Annotated in this window: 13 protein-coding genes and 2 pseudogenes; 4 read left to right on the top strand and 11 right to left on the bottom strand. The window is 41.1% G+C overall.

Going from position 1 to position 14,462, the window contains the following annotated elements; genetic code table 11:
- The first annotated feature begins 81 nt into the window (after positions 1–81).
- The gene (locus tag L1D44_RS16320; RefSeq protein WP_239892327.1) at positions 82–696 is read left to right on the top strand and encodes a LysE/ArgO family amino acid transporter; all 615 of its coding nucleotides are present in this window, start codon (positions 82–84) and stop codon (positions 694–696) included.
- Between the two features lie 44 nt (positions 697–740).
- Here L1D44_RS16320 and L1D44_RS16315 read toward each other — a convergent pair.
- From L1D44_RS16315 to L1D44_RS16305, 3 genes and pseudogenes are all read right to left on the bottom strand, one after another.
- A pseudogene (locus tag L1D44_RS16315) lies at positions 741–878 on the bottom strand (thioredoxin-dependent thiol peroxidase); the annotation flags it as partial.
- Positions 879–1,371: 493 nt separating this feature from the next.
- Positions 1,372–1,518: a hypothetical protein gene (locus L1D44_RS16310; RefSeq protein WP_239892325.1), complete on the bottom strand. Its 147-nt coding sequence runs from the start codon at positions 1,516–1,518 to the stop codon at positions 1,372–1,374.
- Positions 1,511–2,044: a DUF6338 family protein gene (locus L1D44_RS16305; protein WP_239892323.1), complete on the bottom strand. Its 534-nt coding sequence runs from the start codon at positions 2,042–2,044 to the stop codon at positions 1,511–1,513. Before L1D44_RS16305 ends, L1D44_RS16310 begins: the two co-directional genes overlap by 8 nt.
- 115 nt (positions 2,045–2,159) lie before the next feature.
- Between L1D44_RS16305 and L1D44_RS16300 the strand changes: the two genes are divergently transcribed.
- The gene (locus tag L1D44_RS16300) at positions 2,160–3,155 is read left to right on the top strand and encodes a diguanylate cyclase (RefSeq protein WP_239892321.1); all 996 of its coding nucleotides are present in this window, start codon (positions 2,160–2,162) and stop codon (positions 3,153–3,155) included.
- A 600-nt stretch (positions 3,156–3,755) separates the two neighbouring features.
- Positions 3,756–4,247, top strand: coding sequence for a hypothetical protein (locus tag L1D44_RS16295; protein WP_239892319.1), 492 nt, complete (start codon positions 3,756–3,758; stop codon positions 4,245–4,247).
- Positions 4,248–4,892: 645 nt separating this feature from the next.
- Here L1D44_RS16295 and L1D44_RS16290 read toward each other — a convergent pair.
- Positions 4,893–5,747: a hypothetical protein gene (locus L1D44_RS16290; protein ID WP_239892317.1), complete on the bottom strand. Its 855-nt coding sequence runs from the start codon at positions 5,745–5,747 to the stop codon at positions 4,893–4,895.
- 195 nt (positions 5,748–5,942) lie between these two features.
- Between L1D44_RS16290 and L1D44_RS16285 the strand changes: the two are divergent.
- Positions 5,943–6,527: pseudogene (locus tag L1D44_RS16285) on the top strand (IS5 family transposase); the annotation flags it as partial.
- A 141-nt stretch (positions 6,528–6,668) separates the two neighbouring features.
- On the opposite strand, the gene L1D44_RS16280 reads toward L1D44_RS16285, so the two are convergent.
- The 7 genes from L1D44_RS16280 to L1D44_RS21870 all read right to left on the bottom strand — a co-directional run bounded on the left by L1D44_RS16280 (position 6,669) and on the right by L1D44_RS21870 (position 14,430).
- The gene (locus L1D44_RS16280; RefSeq protein WP_239892315.1) at positions 6,669–7,325 is read right to left on the bottom strand and encodes a recombinase family protein; all 657 of its coding nucleotides are present in this window, start codon (positions 7,323–7,325) and stop codon (positions 6,669–6,671) included.
- A gap of 38 nt (positions 7,326–7,363) precedes the next feature.
- Positions 7,364–7,828 (bottom strand): thioredoxin-dependent thiol peroxidase, encoded by a 465-nt coding sequence (bcp, locus tag L1D44_RS16275; RefSeq protein WP_239892313.1) that lies wholly within the window; start codon positions 7,826–7,828, stop codon positions 7,364–7,366.
- Positions 7,829–7,977: 149 nt separating this feature from the next.
- Positions 7,978–8,463 (bottom strand): hypothetical protein, encoded by a 486-nt coding sequence (locus L1D44_RS16270; RefSeq protein ID WP_239892311.1) that lies wholly within the window; start codon positions 8,461–8,463, stop codon positions 7,978–7,980.
- A complete protein-coding gene (locus L1D44_RS16265; RefSeq protein ID WP_239892309.1) occupies positions 8,463–10,664 on the bottom strand; it encodes a hypothetical protein in 2,202 nt (733 codons plus the stop codon). The genes L1D44_RS16270 and L1D44_RS16265 overlap by 1 nt, the downstream gene beginning before the upstream one ends.
- 13 nt (positions 10,665–10,677) lie before the next feature.
- Positions 10,678–12,207, bottom strand: a complete 1,530-nt coding sequence (locus L1D44_RS16260; protein ID WP_239892307.1) for a hypothetical protein — start codon at positions 12,205–12,207, stop codon at positions 10,678–10,680.
- 128 nt (positions 12,208–12,335) lie between these two features.
- Positions 12,336–13,034, bottom strand: a complete 699-nt coding sequence (locus tag L1D44_RS16255; RefSeq protein WP_239892305.1) for a hypothetical protein — start codon at positions 13,032–13,034, stop codon at positions 12,336–12,338.
- 1 nt (position 13,035) lies between these two features.
- Entirely contained in the window at positions 13,036–14,430 is a 1,395-nt protein-coding gene (locus L1D44_RS21870; RefSeq protein ID WP_239892303.1) for a site-specific integrase, read from the bottom strand.
- Between the last annotated feature and the right edge of the window lie 32 nt (positions 14,431–14,462).

Here is a 14,462-nt window from a genome sequence, read left to right as displayed (position 1 = left end):
TTATTAAATATATTAGTTGTACTTATTTTTGGCTCGGTATTATGCTTGCGCCATCGAAATTAAGCGGCATTTGAGGTAGGTATGCAAACAGCATTTATTCAAGGTATGGGGATTGGCGGAAGCCTAATTATGGCAGTAGGTGCACAAAATGCATTTGTTCTAAAACAAGGGCTGAAACGTTCTCATTCGTTACCGATAGCCGCTATCTGTTCATTTATCGATGCGGTTATGATAACCGCAGGTGTCGCTGGTTTAGGTCACCTTATTTTGGCTTTCCCACTGATTAAAGATATCGCCAGTTTTGGCGGTGCGCTGTTTCTACTGATTTATGGTTATGGTGCACTAAAATCATCTTTTAGTGAGTCAAGAATGGAGAGCGATGATACGTTAGCTGCCGATAGCTTGAAGAAGGCAGTGTTAACGACTCTGGCGATTAGCCTACTCAATCCACACCTTTACTTAGACACGGTTGTGTTACTCGGCAGTATTAGCGTGCAGTTTGAGGGAACGGAAAAGCAGTGGTTTGGCGCTGGAGCGGTATTGGCCTCTTTCGTTTGGTTCTTCAGCTTAAGCTTAGGTGCTAAATATTTAAGCCCTGTGTTTAAAAAGCCTAAAGCTTGGTGTTATCTGGATAGGTTTATCTGTATCACCATGTGGTCAATTGCCGCAGCATTGATTTACCCATACATAGGGTAATAAAAAAGGAGCCAATTGGCTCCTTTTTCGATTAATTGTAAACATTACATGTTTTTAAGATACTCAAGTACGACTTCGTGATGCTCTTTCGTTTTAAACTTGTTGAACACGTGAGCCACCTTACCATCTTGTCCGATTAAGAAGCTTAGGCGATGAATGCCGTCATAGACTTTACCCATATACTATCACCCTTGGAAATAACTTGGGACATAAAACTTGACAGGTTCCAATGAAGTCTACATTTAACAGTGGGTTAGGTTAATAAATTTCCCTTTTTAATTATAATTATATCAATTGTCATATTTTTTTGTAAACAGAGCTGTTTTTGACGCTTTTTAAAGTAGTGAACTGTCATAAAAAGTTTAGGCGGTGCAATGGTTCGCGGTAGAAAGGTTCATAGCTGATTGTCATACGGGAGAGCAGGTTGTTAATTAAAGTACGACAGAATCGCTTGGTGATCACAACTCATCAGCATCATAGCTATCTCACATTTTGGACAAAAATGCGATAGAGCTTAAGCTCTTAAAATAACTATTTCATTAGCGAAAGTATGGCAATCTACGATGCGGTAACGCCAGCAATAAGGTGTGCTCCACTGAACCAGCAAGGCGCACTGAACTCCGTACCAAAACCGTCGAGTGTAACGCATCACCTTAATTGCTTTATTAAATTGAATTATTCACCTTTTGTTGTTGGTGGCTTTGTTGAAGGAGAAGGTCGTCTAATATTTGAAGGCGGTTTATAACCGTTATTAGCTTGTTCCTTGCCACGCCCAGTATCTTGAGGGCGAGTATTTGAATTACCATTTTTGTCATTATTCACTTTCATTTCCTCTTTCGTCGTCTTGCTTTAAAAATTCAACAAACTCTATTTCATCCTTATTTACCAAAACACCATGTGAATTAGTTTCTAAGTATTGATTATCATCATCTACCCACGCAGGTTCGTAAATATATAGAAAACCTTCATCTGGAGAGTTTGAATAGTACATAGGCCACCCAGTTAACCTATTACCATTTTTTAAGTGAACAGTGATATATCTATCCGTGTTAGTGAAAACATCATCCCACGCGGTATCTCTTGAGGTTTTGTTTGTTACTTTTAGAAACCTAAGAACCCTCATATGAAGGTCATGATGAAGAAATGCACCAACAACAATTGGTAAGAACACAGATGAAATTAACGTTAAGGCTATTGCCTTTACATCCGATGATGCTGTGTATGTGTATACATTATCAACTGACTTGTTAATACTAAAAATTGGCTCCCAACTATAAAGCCAATCAACAATAACGAAACTTAGAAAGGAGTAAATTAGAACATCAAAAATTAGCTTAACGTTATTCAAGGAAGATTTCTGGCAACTGTTAAAACAAAATCGGGTACTCGTGATATTTGACGAGATCCATCATTGCTCTGGCAGTTCTCTTGAAGATGCTAACGCCTGGGGGGAAGAGATCTTATTGAATATTCAAAGCCAAGCCGAATATACTTTAGCGTTAACTGGCACTCCATGGCGCTCAGATCAAGCACCGATAGCTTTATCTCGTTATACAGATCCAGACAATCAAATACAGTGTGATTATATCTACGGTTTAAGGGAAGCTGTTGCAGACGGTGTATGCCGAAGCCCAAAGATTGTATTAATCGATAATGAAAGAATTTCGGTTACTGACGAAGAAAATGAAACTAAGACGTTTAATGGTCTAGACGCTCTATTCAAAGGTTCATTAGTTACTTACCAATCGATCATTAAAAATGATGTAGCCATTCGGCACGCCCTAACGCTGGCGACTAACAAGCTCGACGACATTAGACTGCACAACCCTAATGCTGCTGGACTTGTCGTTGCATCATCAATCGAGCATGCCACATATATTCTGAATATGCTCAGAAATGAATATGCACAAACAGCCGAAGTGGTTACCTATAAAGAAGATCTACCTTCACTTAAAATCAATGAGTTTAGAAGCAGTACAACGAACTGGATTGTCAGTGTTGGCATGATAAGCGAAGGTACTGACATTCCGCGTTTACATGTTTGTTGCCACCTAAGCAGAGTTAAAACAGAACTCTATTTTAGGCAAGTACTCGGTAGGATATTACGAGTAAACAAGGCTATCAATCAGGAGGCTTGGCTATATACTTTTGCAGCACCAAAGCTTGTAGAATTTGCAAATCGTATCGCTGAAGAAATACCTGATGTACCCGTTATATTCAGGGAGTCTGAAACTGTTACAGTCTCCGCAGTGCAGGGGGGAGGCGATATAATACGAGCAAACTCCTCATCTCAAGCTGAGCATAAAGTTAGGTTTAGTACACCATACAAAAATGAATCACAATTTCCCATTTTAGCGCCACCTAACAATCGAGGGCTCACTTGGGGGCAATCGCCATCTTTTGAGATTTTAGGTGGCTTTAGAGAAAAGGTGGTATCTACTTTCAACTCACCTTTTTGATGCGGAAACCCTATTTATGGTGTCACCATTTTGAAAAAACTCTCTGACTGTTATCATATTTGATAACAGTCATGTACAGCGTTATCAAATATGATAACGCTGTACATATTGATTTTTATATTCGCTTTTTCATTGTTCTTAACAACGTTGGGAGTAACTTTTAGAGGTATTTGTCCCTATACATGACTATGAGTCAGTAGATATAGACAGATTGATCTATCTCGTTTTTGCCCTAAAGTGTGTTACAGGCGGTAAGTGGTACAGATAAGTAACAAGCCAGTTGGCCTACCTATACTAACCCATAATCAATTCTCAGTTTTCAATTTTCCGTATTCGTTCATTCAGCATGATTATGGTAGATTGCCTATTAATCAATAGCTTGGCTTGAATGATAGGTTTGTTCAATGTGCATATGCGTTTTACCAAATTTATGCACATGTACACTTCAATTGTTATGTGAGATATGGGCTTATGCATTTGCTGATATTCATGATGGATGAGGTTGAATTTCTTAGGAAGTTGATTCTAGGAGGAAAAATGAACTATTAAGCAAGTTGTTCAACTCAGTTTTATGAGGTTCTTCGCCAACTAAATATTGTTGTGCCTCCAAGAGGAAAGAAGCGAAAAACCGAACATTGTGAAAAATGGAGCCTTCACAAAGCTTTATCTATCTTACATAGCAACAAAATAATTAGCTTTCCAATTTCAATTGAAAAGTCCGAAATGCCTGACTATTGGATTGAAATGTCAGGTTTGACATATGGTGTTGAATTAACAAAAGTAATACATCCAGATTATGCAAGAGTTCAAACCTTATCTGAAGCAAAAAATGAAAACTCCGTTTTGGATCCCTCACTATTTAAGTGGGGACAACCAGAACGAAGTACTAAGGAATTAAAGCTAATTGCATCTAGAAACGAGTTAACGGGCGAGCCTTGGGTTGGTGATCGTGTGGAAGTTGAGTTTGCTCAATCCATTTTTGAAACGGTTGTTATTAAAGACAAAAAACTCATACTCTCTACAAGCGTGCTGCTGTCGATGGCCTACTTATCTATCACAACCAATCCTCCCCCGTGTTTGAGGACTCTTTAGGCTGGGCTTATACCGTTAAAAAATTGGCTAACTATTGGGGACAAGGTTTCAAAGTTGTAGCAGTTATAAAACATGAAATTCTATTCGTATTTACTAAAACATCGGCAAAAATTTTTGAATTAGAGAGTTAGCAAGAGGCTATAGCACCAAAAGCTAATTATTAACTTTTGGTGCTTATCTGTCACAGTTTTAGTTGAGTGCTAATATCACAATGCGTTAGTTAATCAATATAATGTCTACTATTACACTTTATGTAATGTGAGTTTTGTGAATTATGATATGTACAAAGGTGTGGAATGATATTGATAGTTTTTATTGTTATTAACAAAATAAGTTATGAAAGTAGGAAAAATATCATAGTTTTTGCTGGTAGATGAAAAAGTAGCTTTATGACTATGCCATCATAAAGCTACTAATATTTTATGCTTTGTTATATGTTTCTTTAAGTGTATTCCCTATTAGAGTTTTGATGCACAGAAACCATCCTAAAGGAAAAAATAAAATGCATAATGCTGAATATAAGATTAGTTGGCTATTTTTTATGGTATTAATTTTTTTTAAGTATAAAAGAGTACAAATAAATATACTTGTGACAATTAAGTAACTAACAAATACTTCGTTTATTGATAGCATCAGTATTCTCCTCTAATTTAATACTATGACACACTTCCCGTCTTTATCACAAATAATATCGGTTATTGAGCCGCTACCGCTACCACTTCCACCTGTCTTTAGTCTGCTCATAGTTCTAACATAAGTAACACCAAATCTTGATACAGTATTCAAGAATATACTAACCTCGTGAATAGAGTCGAAGTTCATAAGGTTATCTTTTTGATCTTCAGCTTCTTTTTTGTTTACCGGTATATCATTACCTTTCGCATCTTTCATATCAATTAAAACGAACTCTACTTCACCTTTAGAATTTATTCCTGAAATTGCTATGGTTCCAGTCATAGCATCGGAGAAGCCAATACTAGCTGTAATTGTTACATTTACAACCTTTCCTGCTAATGCACCAAGTGAACCTATATATACAGACCAACGGCTACCTAGTGTTAGGCTTTGATTATAATATGAAATTACATCATCTAAGTTACTACTTACCCCAATAATGTCATATCCACTACCGACAACACTATCAGGTATGACTCTATCCGCATTAAAAAAGTCATGGATATCATTTAGTGCATTTTTAACTTCAGCTGCTCTTTGTAATTCATTAGAGGAAGGAGATATTTCTGTTAAAATTAGACCTCCTCTATCTTCATAACCGGGTTCAAATGGCTCTATGTCAACACGATAGGATTTTAACTCCCCAGTATAGGGATTAAGTGTTTTAACCGTACTTATTCCGGGTTCAACGACAGCCTTTGCTGTATATAAGAAACTAGTATCGCTAGAACAGGTAGTGCAAAGTTTAAGGACTGAAGATGCGTAAGATGTTTTTGAAGTGAGCAGTGATATTGTTATAAATAGTAAAATATAAAGCTTTTTCATTTTTTAGTTCCTTTAAAAAATAAATAGTATTCACACGATGTGAATACAGCAGAAATACTATACGGCTACGTTGAGTAGGAAGTCAATTTTAATGGCTATTGGACTTTCTGAGCGGGGTCTTGTTTCCTAAATCGAATGAACCTTTTGCCGTTAGCGTGATCTGATTTCCCAAGGTAGTTATGAGAAAGCGGCAAGATGGGAAAGTCTAAACATAAAATAACCAATTGGTCTCAGTACATCAAAGCACTCGTCAATCGTGGCTCTCTGACGTTCTGGATTGATGAGCAAGCGATTAAGTCTTGGCGATGTACTCAACACCATGGTCGTCGTGGCCGAGGATATATTTACTCCGATGTTGCTATTGAAACAGCACTGGTTGTTAAAGGCGTATTCAACTTGTCTCTGTGAGCACTAGAAGGCTTTACCAACTCGATATTCCAGCTTATGGATGTAGCACTGAGCTCCCCGAGTTACAGCTGTATCAGTAAGCGAGCTAAGACTGTTGAAATTAAGTATCGGGCAAAGAGTCATGATCCTGTGTCACATGTTGTTATTGATTCAACAGGTCTCAAAGTTTACGGTGAAGGTGAATGGAAAACCCGTAAGCACGGCAAAGAAAAGCGCCGTACTTGGCGTAAGCTACACCTGGCAGTTGATTGTAATACGCATGAGATTGTGTCAGCTGAAGTTACTCTGGTTAACGTTGCCGATAATGAAGTGTTACCCACATTGCTCAACCCGTTGAGAAGACGTATCGCTCAAGTCTCAGCTGATGGTGCCAAGAATAAGTGGGGTCAGTGTAAACTTTAATTGATACCCATACATTTGCTAATTCCACTACCCATTCTTAGACCCTTTGCACTAACGCGTTCCTGTCCAAAAACGAGTTAGTGATTAGCGGGGGCTCGAAATTAGTTAGCTTTATGCTTGGAACATATCGGTCTGGAATTCAGCCTTCTTATTATGAAGTCCACGGTCTTCCAACCACGAGTAAAATCTACTTCTAGTAATCGAAACACCGCGTTCGTTTAGTTTTCTTAGGATTTCAGCTTTGGAGGCCTTGGTGTCGAGGAGGTTTAATATAAACGCCGTATGCTCATCAAGCCTGGACTTAACCTTCTGTCCCTTCTGACGGCCAGATGATAGCCCTTTGGCCTTTCGTTTAGCGTGACCAGCTTTGGCTCGTTCAGAGCGTTTCTGAGCCTCTACAGCGCTGGCAAAAGACTGCCCAGTAACTGTAAAAATGATTTCAGCACTATCAACGTTCTCAGAATTAATGATGGTGTCGTTGTATGCCAAATGCAGCTCACCGTATGAGGCTATCTGGCCGATAGCGCCGACTAACTCCATAACCTTGTGGCGACCCAGTCGTGTGATATCCGACACAATGATGCTTTGTTGAGAGGTAATGAGGGAAGATAACTTCCGCTCACTAAGTTCTGTCTTGGTGGCAGACACATGTTCTTCTATCCAATCCGATATTTGTATGCCACGTTTAGCGGCATACGCCTTGATAGCTTCTTTTTGTGATTCGCCATCGGCTCTTTGTGGATCTGATACTCGAATGTAGCCAATCATGACTGCCCCAAGTTGAAGAGTTAATTACTCATGTACGGTTATTTGCTGTTCAGGTAGTCCAATACAACTTCATGGTGATCTTTAGTTTTGAACTTGTTGAATACATGCTCAATATAGCCAGACTCATTGATTAAGAAGCTTGTTCTTACTACGCCCATATTCTCTCTTCCCATAAATTTTTTGAGTTGCCAAACTCCGTATTTTTCGCAAACGACGTGTTCTTCATCGGCTAGCAAGGTGAAGTTAAGTTCTTGCTTGTTGATGAAATTAGTCAGCTTTTTAGGGGTGTCAGGACTTAGACCTAGCACAACGACGTTATGAGCATCTAGTTCTGCTTTAGTATCGCGTAGCCCTTGAGCCTGCACAGTACAACCTGGCGTTGAAGCGCGTGGGTAGAAGTAGAGTAATACTTTTTTCCCTTTAAGCTCAGAGAGCGTGACAGGATTATTATCTTGGTCATTTAAAGTAAAATCAGGTGCTGTTTTTGCGGCTTCGATTACCATTGTTTCTGTCCTTGCTTTTCTTCATTTAAGTTATGTGTGGGGTAGTGTAATTGACTGTGTCCGGTTTAGTGCACCTTAATGTCGCTAGAGTGCGCAATTTTAGAGGTGATTGATTGTCCTGTCTAGTGATTACACTAAACAGGATGTTTTTATCTAAAATCACCTTTGATAAGGTTATCTGGCCTTGCTTTGATGACCTTATCCATTGCCTTCTCTCGCTCACTTTCATGCAGCATCTCCATGAGTTCCTGAACCATTTTGATATGGTTGGCTGCTTGTCTAGCTAAGGCTTTCTCATGGCTTCTTGAGAGGTCTAAGTATTCCTTTTTTTTCTTATTGGCTTGAGTCTTTTCGCTTTTAAGTTGTTTTACTTCAGTTTGTAAAACTTCAATAGGTGATTTACTTGAGCCGCCCTGTGCTGCACGAGCTTCAAGTGACTTATTCTTCACCATTATTTGAACGTCTTCATGCCTGCGAAGTGCGCCTACCGAAAGTCCAGCTTCTTTCTCAACTGCACTATTGTTGATTTTTAGCTTACCTTCTCGGGCTTTCTTCCTTAGCTCTCGGTTTTCTGGTTTACCCTCTAACAGGCGCTCTAGGGCATTTATGAGCTTACTCTTAGTTGCTTGTGTCATTAGGCAGTCACTCCGTAGTTGATCAGCAGGTCTTGAACTTCTTGAGGTATTACAACGGGTTCATAGCTGATATCTAGGTCTTTCATAATGCGTTCAGCAGCCGTGATTTTGATATACACTTCTGACGCTGTTTGAGGCGTCAATTCATCATGTTCAATGTCCCATAGCATATGAATTTCGGCCTCTTTACGCTTAGCTTCTGCGAAAACAGCATCGACAATATAGTCGTTCTTACAGTCCACGCACTCTAATAGGTTGACTTGTGTACGTAGGCTACAGCCTGTTGAAGTGCAGTAAACACCGGGGGCGACGGCGTGAATGTGGCGCTTTTGATCTCGGATTTGCTTTTTCCAGTAGTTGTCCGAGAGCATGTCGTCATCGACCTTATCTTTAAACAGGTTACGCTTAGCCTTCATCATGTTTTTGGCAAACTCTTTGCCCTTGCCGCCAGCGACACGCTCTTTGTTCGCCAGCTTCTTGTAGATGTTCAGGTACAATTGCGCTTTTTGATCAATCCTTTCTTCATCAATGGCGTGAGCCAAGTTTATCTTTTGCTTTCTGATTTTCTGGAATTTACTGGCGTTCTTAGCGTAATGGCGTGTCATCGCCATGGATACATGGCTGAACTGCTGCTTGAGTTGGGGGAACTCACAAAGCTCGAAGCCGATCAGATAATAGGCAAACGAGCGGCGGAGCTGATGTCCTGAGAAGTCATAGTCATCCCCCATATTAAACGAAAGGTTAGGATCTGAGATCTTCAAATCAATCACATCATCATTGGTTAGGGCAAACTTCTCTCCCAGTGCGCCTTCAAACCACGCAGCCATATAGATATTAAGATTATCTTTGTTGATAGCATCACTGCCCCCTTTTGTCTTGTGAAAAAAAGCTTGGCTATCAGGGTGACGCTGTCTAAGTGGCGAATGTAGCGCTTGCAGTATCTCGTAAGCCTTTTTACCTACCTCTGTAGTGACAAACTCATCCTGTTTTAACTGAGAGCCTTTGGTGGTTTTTGAGAGGTCTGCATGAATAACGTGAATGGTTTGCCCTGATATGGTTTCTGTTGTGCACCCATTTGCAGTATGTAGGTGAAAGATTTCATCCAAGCGCATACCTGTGCGGGACATTAATGCCCAGAGGCAACCACCATTGAGTTGTTTAAATAATGTTTGCGCCTCTCTAAGTCCGGTTACCTCCCTATTACCAACCTTCAACGTTCGCTCAGGGTAGAATTTGTAGATGTATTGATTCGGTATGGCAGGTTTGTGCTTGTTGAGTAGTTCAAGGGTCGATTCTTGTGTCGGGTTATTGAGCGCGAGAAAAGCAGTTTGAAAGGATATTTTCTTTTCCTTATCACCTTTATTTGCTGAAGATAAATACCACTGAAGCCCGCCATTTTTAAACTTTGCCTCATCGCTAACAAGGTATTTAGCATACCCTTGGTAGGATTTCTCATGGTAGCCAGCAATGTAATCTGAAAGTTTGCCAAGCTCATCACGAATGGGGTATAGCTCGTTCACCAATGCTTCTGATTGTTGAAGTCCCAGATAGTACAGCCTCTGCGGGATAACCGTGTACTGTTCAGGCTCTTTAATGGCTAAACCAAAATCCGAGGCAGATAACGTTTTGGTCAGGCTAACGTTAAAGGGCAGCCTCTTGGCTTCAATGTACAGTTTGTTGAGTGGTGTATAGGTGTGTTCTCGTTCGAAGTCCAAATCGGTAACATCACCTAATACCCAAGTCTCTAACAGCTCAAAACTTAATAACTCAAAGCTATTGTGGCCTTCATTCAGTAGAGCGGTGGCGACTTTCTTTAACCCAGTGATAGCCTGCACAATGCTCAAAAAAGAATAATCTTTAGGCGAGAGCCACATCATACTCAATGCCAGTGCTCTCAATTGGTTTGTAAGGTTGCGCTCCACCACCTTTCCGTCAAGAAAGAAGTCTAGGGTATCCGGTTTGGTCGCATTAGGCTCAAAGAAGGGTTGGAGCTGACGCCAAGCGTTATTGTCCCCAATTTTACCCAGTGACTCTCCTGTGACGCTAAAACCAATATCTAGTGTCTCAAAGTCATCCCACTCGCCTGATTTAATGGCTGGCTCTAACACATCCTTCAGGTAGTTTATGTAGCCTCCAACATGATTTTGCGCGCTTAACAGGGCATCTTGTTGGCCGATGTTGTACTTAGGTAGCTTTATCATGATTGGCTCCCAATTAACGGTGTAGTGCTAAAATAGCGTGATCCATAGATACCCGAGGGTGACGACCGCTTTGGTTAAATAATGCCATCGCATTGTCGTACACATCCTTGCTAGCACCATCGAGAGTAACCTCAAAAGCGGCGATTCTTTCATGGACTTCCTCTTGCGCGTTAGGGTATAGGTTTACTGCCTCTTTCAGCACATCAATAAAAGAGATAAGTTTATAGATGGATTGAGTCTCATTAACGGCATTGGCTGATTGGCATTTATGGCACATGTCGTATTCAGCACAAGGTAGCTGTAGCTTCATGGCGTTATTGGTTTCACGCTGGGTGTTTTTTCCCCCTGCAATGTTTTGTTGCCCATTGCAATGAATGCCATTGGGATTGGTTTTTGCTCTTTCTTCATCTTGCTTCATCTTCCATTTATCATGCGTCAGCATTATGATGCCAAGTTTAGCTGCAACTATCTCTTTTGCTTGCTCTAAACTGGTGTCTTCATCCAATAGTTCCATCACTTGTAGAGCTTGTGAGATGATGATTTTGTTGAGTATTGGATCACCATTGGCATAGTGCTTATCAATGGTTTGAAGAAGGTTTTGCAGGAGGCTTTGAACGCCGCCAGCGCCACTCACGGAGTACACTTGGTTACTGGTCATTTCTCTCCAGCGGCTTGATTGAAGCGATATGAAGTATTCGTTGGGTTTAATTGACCATGTTTTCATTAGATTAGGGCTGATAGGGCTATTTCCGTCCCAGTCTTTAGGGGCTTTTTTATGATTTCCTCGTTTGAGCAGCAACCGCTCATATTTTTTAGAGGCTTGTTTATCGGCTAACTCTGTGGCGAATTGTTCAATATCTTTGATTAACGCCTTGTCAGCAGCAGGAACAGAGAAGTGATGGCTCTCGCCATTGCGGTATTTGAACGACACACTGATGTTGCCCTCAGGGTCTTTATCCGAATAAGTCAGCGGCAGTAAGATGCCCTTGAGGGCTAAGTCTGTGTAACACGATAAGATGCAGTAGGCAGCATTCGTTGCGCCTCCTGTGGCTCCATCTTTTGAGCACGGGCGAGAGACTTTACTTACGATAGTTCGACCAAGTGTATTCGTATGTTTTTTTAACTCGATAACATGCTGGTTTCGATAGCTGTGAAACAACTCCTTAAACCATGGCAGGCAGGATGCACGAGTGGATGAGAGTAAGTTTAACTTTACCATTAAATATTTGTTTATTTGATCCAACTCAAACGAGCTGCTTTTTTCCCCTAGGTTGTTCAGCGTAAACAGTAACTCTGAGCCTTTTTCGCCACCGCCGTAGAGTGCTGAAAGCGTTTCAAGGGTTTTAATAAACTTCACTCCACCCCGTTTATCAACATCGAAGATTTGGTTGGTAAGTACAGCGTCTACCTCTTTATTTGCGCGTGCCTTAAAGCTCGACACCTTAACTACTTGTAAGCTTTTATCCCGCTCATCAGTATGAATCGTGATAGGATGAGCGATGCTCTTTACGTCGCCATCGTTTAATGAGGTAAAAAAGCACATTATGTGATAAGCCGCTCCCATCGCCATGTTAAAGGCTGCGGCAGGCTTTACGGATGTGCCCGTTTTACTCAGCCCTAGTTTTTTTGTTTTGAGAGACGTTTTAATTGAAATGATTTCTTGGTGGCCACCTAAGTCAATAACGACAGGCAACTCGTCAGGCTGGGCAAGTTTTTGTTTTTTGCCGCAATGAGCTGTGGGGCTAGGATGAAAAATAACTCACTCAACCGAGCAACAAGCACCTCTTCTTCAGCGTCAGAGTAACCCTTATATGGTGTCTTTTCGCCAGTAAACCCTCGGTGATGGGTTGCCCATGTGTTAGCGGGTAATCCACACCATAAAAGGGCGGTGCGAAGTGTTGTAGTTATTTGAGAGGCTGAGGTTTCCTTAATACCCAACTCATCGCCATGACTCATCTCCCATAGCCTTTTGGATGGGATGTACATCTTAATCCGGTGCCGCAGTTCGCCATCATTTCCGGCATATTTTAAATAGCCAGCTTCAGAAAAGGGGTCAACGTTTACGGCGTCACTAAAGACAATGAAGGCTCTTAATATTTCGTAGACCCCCTGGATGGTTCGCGCCGATCTGCCATTATCAACATACTGGTTGGCTTTTTTACAAAAGCTCCTTAAAAAAGGGATACGGCTGTCGATTTTGACGTTATTGCTGTTTGCGGCCTGGTATAACAGGTGTGATATATCAAACTCGGTTGCCTTCCTGTTTCTGGAGCTCTTATAGGGGATGGTAAGGTGCAACGTAACCACATTCTTACTGTTTCTAACATGCTTAACCGTCTTTGAGTTCTTTGCGAGTGGACTTTTTGCCATGCTACCACCCCTTGTTAATCTTGTTGTTTTTGCTCTGTGCAACCCGTAACTGCTCATCAAACTTACTCATGAACTTAATGTACTTTTCCGTGGTTGCGGTGCTCGAATGTCCCATAAGCGAGGCTAACTCGTCCATTAGATACTCATAGGCAACCTGTCGCTCTCTATACTCACGCCAAAGCCAATGCGTGGCATAAGTTGAGCGAAGGTCATGGATTCGATAGTACCACTCAGGATCTATTGTACGGATGCGCTGTCGCAGTTCGCTAAAATGCGCCTCTAGAGTATTTGCTGTGTAAGGCCGCCCTTTATTGGAAAGAAAAAGGTACTCAGTGGTATCCAGTTCTTCTTTGGAATTAATCAGATCCTGTCGGCGAGTTAGGTTTTTTTGTCGCTGACTACATTCCTTGAATTGCTCTAATTCCTCATACAGTGCGATAGGGATTTCAATCGTGCGCTGCTTAGTGCCCTTGGTATGTGTAATGGTAAATGGTACGACATCTAATCCACTAAAATCCTTATCACCAATATCGCGAGCAGGGAAATGTGTCGCTTCATCAATCCTAAGTCCTGCCTCTTCACATAGTCTCAGTATCAGGGAAGCAGCTTTTGGCAATGTACGAATGTGTTGAGAGAACAGTTCTTTATGCTCTAACGTCATAGGCTTCAATTTTTGATGAGCAGGCGTTTTATCGATTTTTGGGAACATCTTCATGATGTTTGATATCTCATAGAGCCGCTTTGCGCCATACTTAGTATGGGCAAGCATGTCATGCTGGTTGGTGTCCCCTACGTTAACCTCAACCTCGGTGAAGTGTGTCAAGACATGCTCATCATCATTTTTGAGGTAACCGTGTCTCTGCATCCACTTATAAAACCCAATAACAGAACCCATATAGCTTCTTGCTGAGTTAAGCGAGTACGCTTCGTCACCAGTTGCCTCCTTCCGAGAACGACAGTTTGCTAAAAGGTGCTCTGCAAATTGCCAAGGTGCGCCTTCTTCTTCATGTTTCGTCAGTGTTTTATAGCTTAGGTACTGAGGTGGTATCACATTCCCATCATCAACTTGAGGGTAGTGGGTAGAGTCTAAATATCGAGTAAAGGCCAATAAGCCTTTGGCCATTGATTTGGTGTCTTGAATTTTTCCGTCACCGCTGAGTTTTGACACAAGATAAAGAGATTGTGGATAAACAACACGCCCATCTGGTGCAACGATAATATCGGTCTTCTTTATGCGAGACTGTAATTTGGATGGGGAAAGGTAGGGTGAGTGGGTCACTTCTCCAGAGTCAGTATCGATGACCTGTGAGATTCTCAGTTTAGCTAATGTATCTACCTCTATGGAGAGCAGTCGGTAGTCATCATAAACATCATTTTCGTCATGCTTTTCTATCACAAAACTACCCTTAATATGTTACTCACATATTA

The sequence above is a fragment of the Shewanella sp. Isolate13 genome, from assembly GCF_022398325.1.
In the GTDB taxonomy this organism is placed as follows: Bacteria; Pseudomonadota; Gammaproteobacteria; order Enterobacterales; family Shewanellaceae; genus Shewanella.
This window is presented reverse-complemented; position numbering and strand designations above follow the sequence as displayed.